We start from the raw sequence: 15,893 nt of genomic DNA, 5'->3' as shown, positions 1-15,893 counted from the left end.
ATCTAGTTATTTGGGTTTTGCCATGAAGTATGAAAGACTCCTTCTCTGTCCGTTCTTTGGTAAGTGTGTGCACCAAAATAATCACGCTGAGCCTGAAGCAGGTTTACAGGCAAAGATGCTGTGGTGTAAGCTTCAAAATAGCCTAGAGCCGACTGAATTCCTAAACTTGGAATCCCGTTTGATACAGCAAAAGCAGCTGTTTTTCTTAATGACGAAATTTTATCTTTTACAATTTCTGAAATTTCCTGATCCAATAAAATATTAGATAAGTTCTCGTATTTTGAATAAGCCTGATAAAATTTTCCCAATAAACCAGAACGGATGATACATCCACCCCTCCAGATTTTAACAACGTCTATTAACGGAATTTCAAACTGATATTCTTCAGAAGCTTTTACCAATAATGCCAAACCTTGAGCATAACTGATTAAAGTAGATAAATACAAAGCATCCCCCACCTCTTTGATGAACAATTCTGTATCTTCAGGAGTTTTTACTTCTTCTTTAGCATATAGTTGAGATGCCTTCACTCGCTCATCTTTGTAAGCGGATAAAATTCTTGATGTTACTGCAATATCGATAGTTGGAATAGACACACCGATTTCCATAGCCTCCTCGGAAGTCCACTTTCCGGTTCCTTTTGCTCCTGCTTTATCTAAAATCTTGTCGACAAGAAAACCGTCTGTTACATCATCTTTTTGTTGGAAGATATCTCTTGTTATTTCAATAAGGAAAGAATTCATCTCGCCTTCATTCCATCTTTTAAAAACTTCATACAGTTGTTCATTGGTAAGATTAGCTCCTTTTCTCAGTAAATCGTATGCTTCACTGATCAATTGCATGATGGCATATTCAATTCCGTTGTGAACCATTTTAACATAATTGCCTGCAGCTCCTTTCCCCATATAAGCGGTGCAAGGCTCCCCGTTTACTTTTGCCGAAATAACTTCCAGCATAGGCTTCACCAAATTGAAAACTTCCAAGTCTCCACCTGGCATAATACTCGGTCCTCTTCTTGCGCCCTGCTCTCCTCCAGAAACTCCCATTCCCATAAAATGAAGGTTTTTAGAAGCTAAATCAGCTCTACGTCTCTCGGTATCTTTGAAATAAGAATTGCCCGCATCAATTACAACATCTTTTGGACTCAAAAGTGGTGTTAGGCTTTCAAGAACAGCATCAACTGGCTTGCCTGCAGGAACCATTAAAATAATCTTTCGCGGACTATCTAAACTTGACACAAATTCTTCTAGAGAAACAGCTCCAACAACCTTTGTACCTGAAGCCACTCCTTTACGAAGTTCGATTACCTTTTCTTCATCTAAATCGAATCCTACGGTAGAAAAACCGTTATCGGCAATATTGTAAAGCAGATTTCTTCCCATTACACCCAGACCAACGACCCCGTAATTATATTTTTCCATTCTTACTTAAAGTTTATGTTATAGATCAAAATTACTGAAATGCATGCCAGTAAAAAAATTATCTAAGATTTTCTTTCAATCGTTACACTAGTTATCATCAACTGGAAAATGCCATTAATTAATAATATACTGATAATGAAAACATTAAAAACATAAACTCTTTATGGAAGCCAATTATATTGACTTTTTTATTAATTTTATTCCATTACTTGGCTTTTGCTTACCCCGTCGCTAGATTGAAACTTTAGTGCGTCAGAAAACTGAAGTGCCATTACCTAAATACTCCATAAAAAAGCTTATTCTACATGAAAAAAATAACATTTTTACTCCTTACATCATTCATCAGCAATTTTAACTATGCCCAAAACAAAGTCCTTGACAGTTTGGTTCAAAAGAATACTTTTTCTTTCCAAAGTGATAAGAATATTTCATTTCAGGGAAAAGGATGGGATGTCTTGTTAAACGACATCAAACAATCAAATTCAGTTTTACTGGGAGAGACTCATTTTACCAACGAAATCCCTTATTTTACAAATGCTGTTATCAATGAGATCAAGTTTGACAACTATTTTCTGGAGGTTGACCCTTATTCAGTCGATATCATTGAAACAAAAGTTAAATCACTTCCTGATGAGCGTCTTAAACTGTTTGTAAAAGAATATAGTTCGAATTTCTCTTTTTTGGAATACAAACCTGAATTTGATTTGTTTAAGGATTTGGTCAAACGGAATACGAAAATATATGGCGTAGAACAGATTAGCATTTTTGCAGATCAAATGGTCATTTCCAGCTTAAAAGAAACTTCGAAAAATAAAAAAGCGATTGAGATCTATGAGCAAATGCTTCAACATTCTAAACAAATAGCGTCTAAGGATGGTTTGGAAAAATACTACATCTTATCCGAAGATTGCCTTCAAAAAATAGACTTATTGCTGAATCTAAAAATTTCTGATAAAGAGCGCAAAGAGATTGAAGACTTAAAATTAAGCAGAGCGATCTATACAAATAGAAATCATCTATTAAGGATTCAGTTGTTAAAAAACATCTTACTGAATCAACTATCCGAATGGAAAGGTAAAAAGAATCTTTTCAAATTTGGTGCGGTCCATGTACCAAAAGGCGAAACTATATTGACGAAAACTGATATCTACGATATTGGTAACTTAGTTTCTAATATTGAAGAGGCCAATTTTAGAAAATCGGTGCACATCATGCTTCTCGGAAAAGGAGAAGACCAAGACGACAACAATAGTTTCAAATCATTTTTGAATATGATGAAAGACGATCAATGGTACTGTTTTGATCTAAGGCCTTTGAAGAAATCCATTCTACAAAATAAGCTGGAGTTAGATGATGTTTATTTGTCAAGAGTTATTAAGGGTTATGATTATTTGATTTATATTCCTCAAGTGACTAAAAGCAAGGAGATTTAAGAATAACGACATTGCAAGACGTTGTGGATTCTGGACAGGTGAAATTAACACAATATATCCCATCATTGGCAATTTGGTACACTTTATTACTAATATATTAGCATTTATTGACAGTCAGTTTAAATTGCTTTTTAACAAGTTTAAATCTCACCTATTACTTCCTCAAAATCAGCTTTAATAAATTCCCAATATTTACCTTTTAAACACACTGGATCGAAATCATTATCAGCGTTTTCAAAATTGATTAAGTTCATCAAGATCGTTTTCTCATCGTGAGAAAATGGATATCGCTCTTCATGTAATGCAACCATTTGTGAAATCGAATACTTATCTAATAACTCGTGTAAATCCCAAAAATCTTTTTTACGTCCTCCTCGCTGAATCACATCGATCTTCATGGCAATAATTTCTTCGATTGAGGCTAAACGAATTTCATCTTCTTCGATAAGTTCTCGAACGAATGGATCGGAATAGAAAACATCCAATTTAACGCTATTGTTTTTATCATTTCCAATCGTATAAGACTTTCCCATTGCGGGAGCAATATTGGATAAGTGATCAACATACGAAAAAGTATCTTTCAGATAATTGTCAATTGACTCAAAGTCCAAACTACCGTATGGAACATCCGAGAAAAGATCAATATCGACAGATTCTCTATGGCCTAAATGCAAACTTAAGGCGGTTCCTCCAACCAATCGGAAAGTTGAAAAAACGTCCGCTTTCATTAAGGTCAATAGTGTATCCCTTAATAGGTCATTAACCGTATTATAATATAGCATAATTATTTGCGCTAATGTTTATGCAACAACATTGGAGCTGTTGCTGGTTCAGATAAAGCCTGCTGAACTTGCTCCTTGCCATAAAACCTTAATATTTCATTTTTCTCTTCTTGATCTCCTCTTTCGAAAATGCGATGAATTACGGCTTTAGCTTGTTTTTCCCAATCTATTTTATGGACATCGGTGTCCCAAAAAAGAACTTTTCGCAAAATAGTTAAATCTGGCGTGTTTATATTTCCAATATTTATTTTAGCATTTTTAATCTCATAAAAAGTTTGTAACAAGGCAAAAGTCCCTTCTTCAAATCCTAGTGCTTGGTCAACTTTCAATGATAGGGGTACTGGAATGCCGCGTTGACCTTTTATGATTGCATTGAATATTTGTCTTTGTGTATCTATTGAGCGTGCAAATGGACTAGGCTTAATCGCACGCCTCTTAAGCTCTCTTTCCAAGATAAGCCCTGGATGAATTCCTTTAAAACGTTCCATACTTTTTTCCATAACACAAATGTAATCAAAATTGATTACATATTTGCGACACATAAAAAATATTGATGATATATTATTTTAAGGACAGCCTATCCTTGCCTTTCTATCTGTATATAACTCAAGTATTATTTGTCCTTAAAATTTTTATTAAAAAAAGAATCAACTGCGTGCTGATCCTGAGGAAAATTAAATACTTCTTTAATTTTACCTTCTTCAAATTTCCATAGTAAACAAGATAAATTATTTAGGTTGTCTATATTTTCAAATTCACTCCAATTTCTATGACAGTCAATTACATAATCATCACTAACACCAAGTACTAAACCAAACTCCGCAGGTCCTTATCTTCAATAAAGCGTTTCTGATCTGCCAAAACAAGAAATCGGTGATAGATATTTTCAAAATGTTCAGCAGGGAAATCTATTTTCATACTTTTTAACCGATCTTTTAATGCAGCACGTCCACTCCTTGCGGATAAAAACAATTCAGGAAGCTTCCCCCCTATAATTTGTGGATCAATAATTTCATAGTTTCTACGGTCTTTCAGCACACCATCCTGATGGATACCGGAAGAATGCGCAAAAGCATTTTTCCCGACAATGGCCTTATTGGCCTGTACAGGATTTGACATCGCCCGTTCTACCATACTACTTAGTTCCACAATATATGTTGGATCAATTCCAGTCGCAATCCCCAGATTTTCTTTTATAAGGAGTGTCAAAATAATTTCTTCCAGGGCAGCATTTCCAGCACGTTCGCCCACACCATTAATCGTTCCTTCCACCTGAAGTGCCCCCGCCATTAGCCCGGCTATACTATTCGCAGTAGCCATACCTAAATCATTATGACAGTGGACAGATAGAATGGCGCTCTCTTTTTCCCTTCTATTTTGGTTCACATAGGCTATCTTTTCAAAGTACTCAAAGGGTGTACAAAAACCATTGGTATCAGGAAGATTCACCACTTTTGCACCCGCTTCAACCACCGTATTGGTCATCTGAACCAAAAAATCATTGTCTGCGCGGCCAGCATCTTCGGCAAAAAATTGTACTTCATCGCATTTATCCGACGCATACGCCACCATTTCATAAGCTTTCGCCAAGATTACCTCCCGAGTGGTATTAAACTTATATTTAATATGAATGTCCGATGTTCCAATTCCGAGCTGAATCCGCGCTACCTTTGCTTTACCCAAGGCCAAAGAGGCCTGTTCGATATCTTCTTTATTGGCCCTAGCCAATGCACAGACTGTTGCCTTTTTCACCAGTTTACAAACCTCTGTGACTGCCTTAAAATCTCCAGGTGAACTTATTGGAAAACCTGCTTCTATCACATCTACCCCCATTGCATCGAGTTTTTCAGCAATTTCTAATTTATTATTCAGTGTCAACTGGCAGCCCGGTCCCTGTTCGCCATCGCGTAAAGTAGTATCGAAAATCTTAACTTGTTTCATATTCAACTTATTTTTATAGTTCAAAAGTACCGGAACTACAGAATTTAATATATTTGAAAATAAAACAATTGTTATTCAATAATGCCAAAATCCACCATTCCCTTTGTTCAATGTGCTAAGAACTTCCCCGATGGCACAATTGAACTACGTAATTATGGACAATTCAACACAGAAATGCATGCGCACGACCAAGTACAGGTACTTAGCCCAACAAATGGAACCCTCTTTATCTATACCGAAAAAGCCAGTTTCTGTGTGCCCAGTACGTTCTATGTATACATCCCGGCAAATGTCCCACATAAACTCATTTCCCGTTCCCAGCAACTGTCATTAAAATCCATTTTTTTGGATATGAACAATATGCACGAGGAGGTTAAGGTATATCCATCAAATGAATTGTTGAATCATTTTTTGATTTTTGGACAACGACATTGGAAGCTTAAAGACCACGACACGTTGACATCATCTACCTTGGAGGCCTTGAAGTCTATGCTTCCAATAGTATTGGCAAAACCGATCCTGTTACAAATCACGCCGGCAAAAAGTGAATTGATGATCCAGGTAAGCACGTATATCCTCCAACACCTCGATAATAAATTGTCAATCGCTGAGATTAGCGCTAATTTTTTTCTATCGGAGCGAACACTTTTCAGACAGTTTAAGGAAGAAATGCAGATTACCATATTCCAGTTCATAAAACAGCATAGACTTCTAAAGGCTCTTCAATTATTGGAAAATAAGAATATGCATATCGCTGAAATTGTCTATCAAGTCGGGTATGAAAGTGTACCTAACTTTTCCAATCTATTCAAAGAATATTTTGGACTGTCACCGCAACAGTATAGGGCGAGGCTCACCGAACCAGTTTGAATTGGAGATATAGATGAAGATGGATCCTACATTTTTCGATAGTTTTTAGTATTTTGTATCGTAATTTGTTAACCCTATCTAAATATGAAGAATCCTTTAGGCATCAAGGATATCGCCAAGATGCTCAAAATTTCGGTATCGACAGTTTCGCGGGCTTTTCGGGATACCCACGATGTCAATCCCGAAACCCGAAAAAAGGTACTGGCACTCGCCAAGAAATTAAACTTTAAGCCTAATAAAAATGCTTCCGCCTTAGCTTCCGGTTCAACAAAAAATATAGGTGTGGTCATTCCCTTTATCACCAATTATTATTTTTCGATGGTGATTTCAGGTATTCAGGAAGAAGCTTATGAACGCGATTATAATGTGATTCTCTACGTCACCAACGATCATGTCGCACGGGAACAGAACCTATTGGAAAACCTATCAACGAGCAGTCTGGATGGACTTCTTATTTCGATCTCCTCCGATTCATCCACAAACGATCATTTTGAACAATTGATGGCCAAGGGAATGCCAATCGTATTCTTTGACCGTGTACCTAAAGATATAGATGCCTCCAAAGTTGTCCAAGATGATTTTGCAGGAGCCTTACAGGCGACCGAATACCTAATCCGACAAGGCTATACGCGCATTGCTCATATTGCTGGACCCGAGAATCTGCAATTCACACAGCAGCGGCTAAATGGTTATCTACAAGCACTGAAACAGCACAACATGGCTATCGATCCGCGTCTTATTGTATATTCTGGTTTTTCACAGGCTCACGGCGCCACTGATACGTTGCAGCTACTTACCCTTTCTGACCGTCCAGATGCGATCTTCGCTGCCAATGACCGCAAAGCTGTTGGTGCCATTCAGACTATCAAGCAGCAGGGGCTCCGTGTAGGCCAGGACATTGGCGTCATCGGATTTACCAATGATCCCATTGCTACTGTGGTAGAACCCAATTTAAGCACAATTGAAGAACCTGCCATGGAGATCGGCAAAAGGAGTTGTGCGCTGCTCATCCGTCATATAAAAAATCGGGATTTTGAAATTCAGGATATGGTATTGCCTGGCAAATTAATCGAACGGGATTCTACCAAACGATCCTCTTAGTGGTCTTTATTTACTGTAACGTAATTCACCAGCAACGAAACTGTGATGAATGACCACATCATCATCAAAAAGCACCATATCTGCTTCCATTCCTATGGCTATTGCTCCGATCTTATGATCCAGCCCAAGTAGTCTTGCGGGGTTGATCGTCATCATCTGTACGGCTTCTACCAAACTGACGCCTCCCTTGCTGACCATGGTGCGGAGGAGGCGATCTGCAGTAGCCACGCTACCTGCGAAAGAAGAACGATCGGTCAGCTTGGCTACGCCTTCCTCAACAATTACTTCAGTTCCGTGACGCAAGCTTCCCAACACACTTTTACCCTCGGGCATACCAGCTGCACGCATCGCGTCGGTAATCAGGATCATTTTATCCGCACCTTTCACTTTATAAATTAGCCGCAGAAAAGGCTCGGGCAGATGGACACCATCTGCTATAATCTCCACATCTATCTGGTCCAATAGAAAACAGCTCTCAATAACTCCGGCATAACGATGCGCGTGAACGCGCCTCATGCCGGACATACCAGAGTAGAAATGTGTTGCCAGACGATATCCAACTTCGACCGCAGGTAATATCTCCTCATACACTGCATCGGTATGTGCTAGAGCCAATAAGATACCATGACTGCGCACAGCCCGTCCAAAGTCCAATGCTCCAGGCAGCTCAGGAGCCGCACTCCATCGACTGATGAGGTGATGATAACGTTCGAGTATAGGCATGTATTCTTTTGGATCCGGATTACGGATATATTTGGGATCCTGCGCCCCCCGTTGGTTCATCGCAAAATAGGGACCTTCGAGATGCAAACCTAAAAATCGGCTCCCTTTGCTATTCTGCTCCCTAGCTGCTTCATAGACGGAGAAAAGTTCCAATAGCTCCTCGCGTTCACTGGTCAAGGTGGTCGGCAGCATGGCAGTGGTACCATAACGTAGATGCGTTTCGGCAACAGTTAAAAATGCAGACACACTGTTATCCATAAAATCAGCGCCGCCACCGCCATGGACATGTATATCAATAAAACCCGGTGCAAGATACAGCCCCTCGGCATCCATCCATTGGGCAGCTGACCAACCTTCTTCGACAGCTTCTTTTGCCAAATAGCCTTCGCTAATATGCACAATTTTCCCCTCAGCAATCCATACTGTCCCATCCGCGATCACGCGGTAAGGTGTTATGATATTGGTATTTGTTATAATCCACATATTAATTCGTTGATTTTTTTGTTTGTCCTGACCATGTCTGAATCCGATAGCCTTTAAAGGCGTAAAATAACAGGTATAAAAAACATGGCGTCAATATCCAATAGGCTGATTTAGGATCGATCGTATCGGCCAGTACCCCATAGAGGAGCGGAAGTAAAGCATTGCCACATAGTCCCATAATTAATAGTGCCGATCCTTGTTTGGCCAATGGGCCGAGCCCTTCAAGCGCCAACGGCCATATGCCCGCCCAGATAAGTGCGTTAGGAAACCCAATCAATACAATAAACCAGATCGAAATATCCAGATCCATATTAAACAGGACAACATGTCCATGAGTCGACACAACTAAGATAGACAAAATCAGACCAAGAACTGTGCTGAAACGCAACATACTGTGTTGACTGAGCACTTTGGGAATCAAGATAATTCCCGATAGGTAGCCTAATATTGTTGCCGTTAGCGTATAAGAAGGTAGTGCTTTTGCTTCCAGTAGGGATAGGCCCATTACCCCTGCATAATTGATGATCGTATCTATCGCGATAACCTGTGTACCCACATGGAGGAATATTGCCACAGCACCCAGAATAAGGTGTGGGTATTGAAATATACTTTTCTTGGTTTCGTCCCTGTCTTTCCCAGCTCCATCTTGTTGTTGATCCAATTCGGGAAGAACAGAAAACTTAACAAACAACCCGATCAATAGTAAGATAATTCCAACCACAGTATACGGGCCAACCACGCGTAAGATCAATTCATCCAAAGCCAAAGTACGAGCCATTTCTGTCATCTGTGGAAGCTGCTTAAAGAGCTCATTGTCCTGTGGGCGCAAAATAATATAAGAAAATAGTAAGGGTGCCAGTATACCTGCTCCCTTATTACAAATGCCCATCATACTAATCCGTTGCGCTGCACGTTCCTTTTCACCGATCAGGGTAATGTATAGATTGGCGACGGTCTGTAACAGGGCTAATCCACTTCCCAACGTAAATAGACCAATCAAAAAGATCGGATAGGCCCTATTATAGGCCGCAGGGACAAATAAAAATGCCCCCAATGCCATAATCCAAAAGCCTACCATAATTCCATTTTTATAGCCTATTTTTTTGAGCAAATACGAGGAAGGCATCGACATCAACAAATAAGAGATATAAAATGCAAAAGCAACAAGGTATGACTGAAAATTGCTCAGTTCACAGGCTATTTTAAAATATGGAATGAGAATCGCATTAATCCAGGATACAAATCCAAAGATAAAAAACATTGTTCCAATAATGCCTATGGATACCCAGGTAGTTTTCCTATCGTGTACTGATGCTGTCATAAGATACCGTCATTTTAAAAGCGATGCAGATCCGGCGTCCAGGTAGCAGGTGCAGTCGGCATGCTGCTGCAGGATACTCGCTGGATACAAATTGGAAACAGGTTGCGTAAGGCAATTTTTCACAGCTAGTGCTTTACGTTCATCCGGCACCGCACAGATTATTTTCTGAGCTGATAGAATCTGCTGTATGGACATACTGATAGCTTGCAATGGCACTTCGGCGAGTGAGCCAAACCATCCTTCTCCCAACTGCTGACGACGACACTGCTCGTCCAGATTGACAATTAGATAAGCATCCTTTACCTCAAAATCAGCAGGAGGATCATTAAAAGCCAAATGACCGTTCTCTCCGATGCCCACAAAGGCAACATCGATGGGATGTGCTTTAATCTTGTTGTGCAGACGTTCGCATTCTGCAGCTGGATCCGCTTCACCATTAATCAGTACCACTTCCTTCAGTGTCGCCACCTGCGTGATGAAACGCTCGGTTAAGTATTTCCGAAAGCTAGCTTTATGGCTAATTGGCATGCCAATATATTCATCGAGGTGGAACATGCGCACCTTGCTCCAGTCGATATTATCACTAGCCACCAGCGTTTCTAATGTTTCGAACTGGCTCTGTCCGGTTGCTAAAATAATGTTGGCTTCTCCCCTCGCCGCAATGGCAGCGTTAATAGCTTCAATTCCTGCAGCTCCTGCATGTTGTCCCAGTTCTAACCGGGTGTTAAAAGTTTTAATATTCACGTCTCTTGATTTAATATAATGTTCTCGTTGTGTTTTGTTTATGATGATACTATGCTCGTTTCCCTTGCCAGCTCAATATCATGTACCTGATTATTTTTCCAATGACCAGCAGTAAAATCAGGCACCTCGATTGGCTGAGAACCATTGGCGACCGACCATTCACTTAAAGGGCCTATGACACTCCAGCTGGCGGCATCATAGACATCCATGTCCATCGGTAAACCATTGCGCAGGCAATCGATCAGGCGCCAGTCCATCATAAAATCCATACCTCCATGACCACCGATCTGCTTGGCCAGTTCGCCGATCTTTTTGACTATACCCGGTGTATATTGCTGTTCCAGTTTGGTCATCTCTTCGGCCGACAGGAAATCGGCATGGCCAATAGCGATTTTGCCGGGCAGAGGATATTTCTGCGCAAAGGCCTTGGTACCACTAATCAGATGGAGACGTGAATAAGGCCTTGGCGAACTCACATCATGCTGTAACATTATGGTACTGCCGCTATTGGTGAGGATATTGGAAATATTCATATTGCCGCGGAAGGGCTTGTCTATATAAGACTCAAATTGCTTATCGGTCGCGGCCATCTCTTTGGCTTTCTGCCCTAGCATAAAATCTTTTGAAGACATCGAACTCATATACTCCATCTTATTACCGCGGTTGACCTTCAGAATCTGGCAGATCGGTCCCAGACCGTGGGTGGGATAAAGATTTCCGTTGCGTGTCGCATTTTCCTTTAAGCGCCAAAAATCAAAGCGTTTTTCAGCAAAAAAAAACTCTCCAAAATGTCATGGATATAAGCCCCTTCGCAGTGGACGATATCTCCAAAGAAACCTTGTCTAGCTAGGTTTAAGGTCAGCAGTTCAAAGTAATCGTAGCAACAATTTTCCAGCATGACACAGTGTTTTTTGGTCTTCTCGGAGGTTTGTACCAATCGCCAGCAGTCTTCCACCGTCGTCGCTGCAGGAATCTCCAAAGCGACATGCTTTCCCTGTTCCATGGCATATATCGCCATCTCGGCATGCAACTTCCAATGGGTTGCAATATAGATAAGATCATAATCTGCCTGTTCACACATCTTTTTCCAGTGTTCGGCATTCTCCGTAAATAACTCCGCGCGGTGACCAGCTGATTTTATCCTTGCCTTTGCTTCAGCAGCCTTTTCGGCCCGTACATCACAGATGCCGTTAATCGCAACACCTTCAATCTGGCTCATACGTTCCACTGCAGCGGAACCCCTATTGCCGACACCGATAAAACCGACTCTTACAGTTGGTATCTTGGGGGCCGCGTAGCCCGACATATTAAATGTAGCTGTATATTTCTTTGCTGCTTCCAGCCGGATATGATCCAGATTTGTCTTTGCTGAAGCTTTATTTTCCTGTCCACAGCCAGCCATCAATCCAATTCCGGCCAGCCCGGACAGTTTTAAAAATGATCTTCGATTTGTTCCCATAATGTTTAATTAATAAGGAGTGTTCCTTGGTTATTTAATTGCTTCTTATAGTGCTGCACTTTGTTTTTTAATTGCTGTTTATTTGCTATTTCGCAAGGCTTACCGTCCAACTGGTTAAGTCCATCGACCATGACTCGCTGTTCATTGAGCGCGAGCAGCATCGGAATATCGCCCCAATGGAGAATACCTGGAATATGGATTGACATATTGTAGCTGTCCAGCGCTCCCGTTGCGCCCGGCAGATAACTGATGGGGAGCTCACGAAGCAGTAATTCCGGTTCTGAGGTATTCAGCACATTGCTGATCAATGCTGCTATGGCCGTCTCCCGGTCTGCAACCATGGTCATCTTGAAGGACTTATATTCTTGTTGCAGATAAGCATTGACAAGCCCAATTTCAGACGCCCAAATTCCCATCATACTACTACCCATCCAGAGCAGTGAGCGCGAAAGTGTATGAAAGCGCGGTAACGCCCCATCGATTTGATCAGCAGTGGCTGAAGAGCGCTCACCGAGCCCAAAGAGATCGATGAGCACCACTCCCTCACCTTTGCTTCGAAGCGCCTCAATTTCCTGCATAGCGACCTGTTGCTTACCCATCGAGGGGAAATAGACATGTAGCGTATTTGAGTTATTAAGGGGCGGGCTGATTAATAACGGAATCAGCTGTCGCGTCGATGTCTCCAATAGAACCCGTTGCCAGCCCTGCTGCGACTCCAACGGCTGGACACGCAGCAAACTATCGGTACCCCCTGTATAAAGTAATGCCCGCAGTTGTTTTTTGTAATCCAATTTATCGAGTGTGGATGTCGCAATCCGTGATTCGGTCCGACTAAATTCACGGCTGATAAAAGCTGGTATACTGAGGATCAGCTCTTGCTTAACCCCATGTTTCAGTACTGCAAGCTCATTCGTATCCAATAGAAGCACATTGTCCAACTTTAATCCTTCCTCGCGCATCATGCCAAATGCCCCATCAAACCAATTGATCATACTTATATTCATTTCTGTGGTATAGCTATGTGGTTCATCAAAAAGCTCATAATCGATCCGCTCAGGTACCCCTTGCCTTGCAAAAGCTTCCTTGGCAATACGAAAAGACTTGAGCATCTGATGAGCGTTGAAAGCAGCGTTACCATCTTTAAGTGCCGAAATAATCTTAATTGCCTTAGGAGCCATTATTTGTAACAGTTGTCCTTCTTCAAAATGCAGGAGCCCATTGGGATGGAGTTCGCAGACACAATTGCTGTTCATGATATACGCGCGGAAAGTTCCGACGCTGACGACAGGAACGGCGGCCTTGATCCGCGGATCCATCGCCGCGAGCCACATCGTCTGATTGCCACCACCACTGGCGCCGGTAGCCCCAATCCTTTCGGGATCTACCTCAGGTAAGCTACACAGCAGGTCGATGGCACGACTGTTTTCAAGCAGCTGTATACCCATCAGTGGCGTCCCCAGATCGAGCAGTGCCGACCCAAGATTAGCCCCATGATACTCATGCTCATGCGCACGTCCGCGCTCGCCCGATCCCATGGCATCGATACAAAGACATACATAGCCGTTGGATGCCAACATATGGGCCGTACGCTGAACAATCTCACTTCGCCGCCCCGGTGGCCAATGCCCATGGCTATTGAGTATTGCCGGAAATGGTCCCTTGCCTTTTGGCACATATAAGCTTGCTGGAACATACAGCCCAGGCAAGCTCTGAAAGATCAGGCTGTGAATGGTATAATTGTCCTGCTCAATTGACGAAATTAGCTGCATGTCCAGTGGCGGAATAGCATATCCGTCCAGTTTCAGGTTTTTTCTGACTAACTGGATAATATCTTGCGGATTTGCAGCTTTCTCGCCATCCAAAGCTCTGATGAGCTGTTCTGCCTGATCTTCCACCATGACCTTTATCGGGTCGATCTCAGCAGGTATGGCCAATACGCTGGGCAACGCCGCTTTTTGTTGTTGTTGTTGTTGTTGTTGTGCTTGAATGCTCGAATTTAATCCCATAAGTGTGCCGAAAGAAACTAACCAGATCTTGAAGTCTATCATTGTAATTTACCCAATTTAGTCCACATCCCACCAGAGTTTGGTTGCCGCATTGTCTGTACCGCCAAGCAGTGCACGTCCTTTGCTCAGTTCAACGAGATTGTCTGTCGCCTCGGTCAGTGGATAAGGCAATCTTTTAATAAATGTCCCAATAGGCAGGTCTGGGTTGTCGGACTGGATCAATGCATACATTTTTGGGAATCCTGTACGTCTATATTCTGCCCAAGCCTCCATACCGTTGGGATAGATCGCCAACCACTTCTGTACGCCGATCTGTTCACGTTGTTCGGCCACGCTTGTCGCCCATCTGACCGGGATACTGGCTACAGCTGGCGAATTATGATAATCACCGGGAGCGATAGGCACATGGTCTGATGCGATGTAATTACTGATCTGGGTAGCATCTGTAATGCCCCATTGTTCCATACTTGTTTTGATGCCTTCCTCGTACAGTTGCTTGGCCTCACCGCCCATATTCCAGCCATTCAACGCCCCTTCGGCCCTTAAGAAAAAAGATTCTGCAGCACACATCACATGGAAATTCTGGGTAAAATTTCCTTCAATAGCCACGCCATTGTAACGTACCCAATAGGTGCCCACATTGGAATTGGAGCCTGACTGATTACGTACGTTCCCTAAATCCGTGGCCGTAGCCCCATTTCGCACACTATTGAATGTCTTTCCAATATAACTGGGTTGAAAATAAATACCTAAACGTGGATCGGCATAGCCTTTTAGATATGAAGCAATCGTAGAACTCATTGAAAACTCGTTCCATACCGCAACCTGCGCCAATCCATTGGTATCATTTCCAGAAAGGGATTTGAGCATACTGGCATTATGGGTATTGCTAGACATCAGACCGGCAGCAACAGCTGCTTCTGCTTCGACTTTTGCTTGATTGGCATCCACCTTGGCGATACGCAAGGCCAACCGCAAACGGAGCGAATTAGCAAAGCGGATCCAGTTTTCGGTATTTCCATCGAAGATCAGGTCGTATCCCTGAAAGATTTTCGTTCCGGCTGGCAAGGCCTTCAGATTGGCTACCGCTGTAGTCAATTTTTCAAAGAAATCTGCATAGATCTTATCCATGGAGTCATAAGGAATAACGTCGTTGGCCTCGGCAGCACCGAAATAAGGTATCGGCCCAAATTGGTCTGTTAGCCGATGAAAGGCATATACCCACATGATATTGGCCAATGCGGCCTCACCTGATTTGGGTTCTGTATTTTCGAGAATGCTTTTGAGCTGTGGTGCGGTATCGACATAAATAACTGTCCAAAACCGGCGCTGCCAATCAGGCGTAAGGAGATAACGGTCCGTACTAAACGAATTCGTAGTGAGTGCAAAATATTGGGCATATAGATCCGGCCCCAGATTTTGCACTGTTTGATAAAAAGATCTATTCATTGCCGCCGAAGACTGTGCCTTGGCAAACATAAAGGGCAATTCACGCTGTGTGATCACCGTGATATTGTTGGGATCGGTATTGATGTCCTGAAAGTCCTTGGTACAGGACAACAAGCTTAGTGCGAATAGCGAAGTAAAGAGGGTGCTTTTTTTCATTGTT

Annotated in this window: 14 protein-coding genes; 3 read left to right on the top strand and 11 right to left on the bottom strand. The window is 42.0% G+C overall.

What is annotated here, in order from left to right; translation table 11 throughout:
- Positions 1–2: 2 nt before the first annotated feature.
- Positions 3–1,421 carry an NADP-dependent phosphogluconate dehydrogenase gene (gndA, locus tag B3C94_RS02605; protein ID WP_293898512.1) on the bottom strand — a complete coding sequence of 473 codons (1,419 nt, stop codon included), beginning with the start codon at positions 1,419–1,421 and terminating at the stop codon, positions 3–5.
- A gap of 305 nt (positions 1,422–1,726) precedes the next feature.
- Between gndA and B3C94_RS02600 the strand changes: the two genes are divergently transcribed.
- Positions 1,727–2,854, top strand: a complete 1,128-nt coding sequence (locus tag B3C94_RS02600; RefSeq protein ID WP_293898509.1) for a hypothetical protein — start codon at positions 1,727–1,729, stop codon at positions 2,852–2,854.
- A 140-nt stretch (positions 2,855–2,994) separates the two neighbouring features.
- Here the strand turns inward: B3C94_RS02600 and B3C94_RS02595 are convergent, their stop codons facing one another.
- The 3 genes from B3C94_RS02595 to B3C94_RS02585 all read right to left on the bottom strand — a co-directional run bounded on the left by B3C94_RS02595 (position 2,995) and on the right by B3C94_RS02585 (position 5,577).
- Positions 2,995–3,636 carry a nucleotidyl transferase AbiEii/AbiGii toxin family protein gene (locus tag B3C94_RS02595; RefSeq protein ID WP_293898506.1) on the bottom strand — a complete coding sequence of 214 codons (642 nt, stop codon included), beginning with the start codon at positions 3,634–3,636 and terminating at the stop codon, positions 2,995–2,997.
- Positions 3,637–3,647: 11 nt separating this feature from the next.
- Positions 3,648–4,136: a helix-turn-helix transcriptional regulator gene (locus tag B3C94_RS02590; protein ID WP_293898503.1), complete on the bottom strand. Its 489-nt coding sequence runs from the start codon at positions 4,134–4,136 to the stop codon at positions 3,648–3,650.
- A gap of 307 nt (positions 4,137–4,443) precedes the next feature.
- Positions 4,444–5,577 carry a 2-isopropylmalate synthase gene (locus tag B3C94_RS02585; protein ID WP_293898500.1) on the bottom strand — a complete coding sequence of 378 codons (1,134 nt, stop codon included), beginning with the start codon at positions 5,575–5,577 and terminating at the stop codon, positions 4,444–4,446.
- Positions 5,578–5,658: 81 nt separating this feature from the next.
- Here B3C94_RS02585 and B3C94_RS02580 point away from each other — a divergent pair, with 81 nt between their 5' ends.
- Both B3C94_RS02580 and B3C94_RS02575 read left to right on the top strand, forming a co-directional pair.
- Positions 5,659–6,447 (top strand): helix-turn-helix domain-containing protein, encoded by a 789-nt coding sequence (locus B3C94_RS02580; protein ID WP_293898497.1) that lies wholly within the window; start codon positions 5,659–5,661, stop codon positions 6,445–6,447.
- Between the two features lie 84 nt (positions 6,448–6,531).
- On the top strand, positions 6,532–7,548 hold the full coding sequence (locus tag B3C94_RS02575; RefSeq protein WP_293898494.1) for a LacI family DNA-binding transcriptional regulator: 1,017 nt from the start codon (positions 6,532–6,534) through the stop codon (positions 7,546–7,548).
- 6 nt (positions 7,549–7,554) lie between these two features.
- Here the strand turns inward: B3C94_RS02575 and nagA are convergent, their stop codons facing one another.
- From nagA to B3C94_RS02545, 7 genes are read right to left on the bottom strand one after another with little or no spacing between them, the layout of a single operon-like run.
- Positions 7,555–8,754: an N-acetylglucosamine-6-phosphate deacetylase gene (nagA, locus tag B3C94_RS02570; protein ID WP_293898491.1), complete on the bottom strand. Its 1,200-nt coding sequence runs from the start codon at positions 8,752–8,754 to the stop codon at positions 7,555–7,557.
- A 1-nt stretch (position 8,755) separates the two neighbouring features.
- The gene (locus tag B3C94_RS02565) at positions 8,756–10,075 is read right to left on the bottom strand and encodes a sugar MFS transporter (RefSeq protein WP_293898488.1); all 1,320 of its coding nucleotides are present in this window, start codon (positions 10,073–10,075) and stop codon (positions 8,756–8,758) included.
- A gap of 9 nt (positions 10,076–10,084) precedes the next feature.
- Positions 10,085–10,819: a glucosamine-6-phosphate deaminase gene (locus tag B3C94_RS02560; RefSeq protein WP_293898485.1), complete on the bottom strand. Its 735-nt coding sequence runs from the start codon at positions 10,817–10,819 to the stop codon at positions 10,085–10,087.
- Positions 10,820–10,857: 38 nt separating this feature from the next.
- A complete protein-coding gene (locus B3C94_RS23465; protein ID WP_349679116.1) occupies positions 10,858–11,514 on the bottom strand; it encodes a hypothetical protein in 657 nt (218 codons plus the stop codon).
- A gap of 44 nt (positions 11,515–11,558) precedes the next feature.
- Positions 11,559–12,278 (bottom strand): Gfo/Idh/MocA family protein, encoded by a 720-nt coding sequence (locus B3C94_RS23460; RefSeq protein ID WP_349679112.1) that lies wholly within the window; start codon positions 12,276–12,278, stop codon positions 11,559–11,561.
- A 5-nt stretch (positions 12,279–12,283) separates the two neighbouring features.
- Complete coding sequence (locus B3C94_RS02550) at positions 12,284–14,326, bottom strand: alpha/beta hydrolase family protein (protein ID WP_293898482.1); 2,043 nt, start codon at positions 14,324–14,326, stop codon at positions 12,284–12,286.
- Positions 14,327–14,341: 15 nt separating this feature from the next.
- The gene (locus B3C94_RS02545; protein WP_293898479.1) at positions 14,342–15,889 is read right to left on the bottom strand and encodes a SusD/RagB family nutrient-binding outer membrane lipoprotein; all 1,548 of its coding nucleotides are present in this window, start codon (positions 15,887–15,889) and stop codon (positions 14,342–14,344) included.
- Positions 15,890–15,893 lie beyond the last annotated feature (4 nt).

This window comes from Sphingobacterium sp. UBA5670 (genome assembly GCF_002420705.1).
Lineage (GTDB): Bacteria > Bacteroidota > Bacteroidia > Sphingobacteriales > Sphingobacteriaceae > Sphingobacterium.
The sequence above is the reverse complement of the archived record's forward strand: the minus strand, read 5'-3'. Positions and strand labels throughout refer to the sequence as shown.

What these genes read in the sequence shown, in the direction of transcription:
- gndA (WP_293898512.1), bottom strand. Translation starts at nt 1,421, where the DNA reads ATGGAAAAATATAATTACGGGGTCGTTGGTCTGGGTGTAATGGGAAGA.
- B3C94_RS02600 (WP_293898509.1), top strand. Translation starts at nt 1,727, where the DNA reads ATGAAAAAAATAACATTTTTACTCCTTACATCATTCATCAGCAATTTT.
- B3C94_RS02595 (WP_293898506.1), bottom strand. Translation starts at nt 3,636, where the DNA reads ATGCTATATTATAATACGGTTAATGACCTATTAAGGGATACACTATTG.
- B3C94_RS02590 (WP_293898503.1), bottom strand. Translation starts at nt 4,136, where the DNA reads ATGGAAAAAAGTATGGAACGTTTTAAAGGAATTCATCCAGGGCTTATC.
- B3C94_RS02585 (WP_293898500.1), bottom strand. Translation starts at nt 5,577, where the DNA reads ATGAAACAAGTTAAGATTTTCGATACTACTTTACGCGATGGCGAACAG.
- B3C94_RS02580 (WP_293898497.1), top strand. Translation starts at nt 5,659, where the DNA reads ATGCCAAAATCCACCATTCCCTTTGTTCAATGTGCTAAGAACTTCCCC.
- B3C94_RS02575 (WP_293898494.1), top strand. Translation starts at nt 6,532, where the DNA reads ATGAAGAATCCTTTAGGCATCAAGGATATCGCCAAGATGCTCAAAATT.
- nagA (WP_293898491.1), bottom strand. Translation starts at nt 8,754, where the DNA reads ATGTGGATTATAACAAATACCAATATCATAACACCTTACCGCGTGATC.
- B3C94_RS02565 (WP_293898488.1), bottom strand. Translation starts at nt 10,075, where the DNA reads ATGACAGCATCAGTACACGATAGGAAAACTACCTGGGTATCCATAGGC.
- B3C94_RS23460 (WP_349679112.1), bottom strand. Translation starts at nt 12,278, where the DNA reads ATGGGAACAAATCGAAGATCATTTTTAAAACTGTCCGGGCTGGCCGGA.
- B3C94_RS02550 (WP_293898482.1), bottom strand. Translation starts at nt 14,326, where the DNA reads ATGATAGACTTCAAGATCTGGTTAGTTTCTTTCGGCACACTTATGGGA.
- B3C94_RS02545 (WP_293898479.1), bottom strand. Translation starts at nt 15,889, where the DNA reads ATGAAAAAAAGCACCCTCTTTACTTCGCTATTCGCACTAAGCTTGTTG.